Origin of the sequence: Lentzea terrae, from assembly GCF_003265345.1 — a bacterium.
Lineage (GTDB): Bacteria > Actinomycetota > Actinomycetes > Mycobacteriales > Pseudonocardiaceae > Lentzea > Lentzea terrae.
Genome location: NZ_QFWW01000002.1, coordinates 363,779 through 364,205, shown reverse-complemented (window position 1 = coordinate 364,205; position 427 = coordinate 363,779). Strand labels below are relative to the sequence as shown.

Genomic DNA, 427 nt, shown 5'->3' with positions numbered 1-427 from the left:
GCTGCGCAGTGTTGTCGCGGAGGTGGCGGAAATTCGGGCTCGCGAATCTGCGGTGATGCAGAAAATTGCCGAGTTGGATCGGCGCGGAGCCGCATCCGAGCTGGGTTACAAGAATCTGGCTCAGGTGCTGCGGCACGCTGTTCGCTGGGATCTGAAGACCGCTCAGCGGTGGGTGGCGAACGCGGGTTTGCTGGGTCGTGAGATCACGCCGACCGGCAGCGAACTCGCCCCGGAGCTTCCGGTGACCGCTGAGGCGGTGGCCGAGGGCGCGCTGTCGGTCGAGCATGTCGCGGTGGTCGCCGAGGTCATGCGGGACCTGCCCGCCGAACACGAGGCCACGGTCGTGGGCTACGCACGGGAGTTCGAGCCCGCCGCGGTGCGCAAGCTGGGCCGGGCGCTCGTGTACGGCCTCTACCAGAACGACCCG

The 427-nt window shown here is 68.1% G+C and carries 1 protein-coding gene; it reads left to right on the top strand.

Translation table 11 applies throughout. From position 1 onward, the window contains the following. Positions 1–22: 22 nt before the first annotated feature. Positions 23–427: DUF222 domain-containing protein (locus DI276_RS04940; protein ID WP_198680460.1), on the top strand; the 405-nt coding region annotated here is incomplete at its 3' end.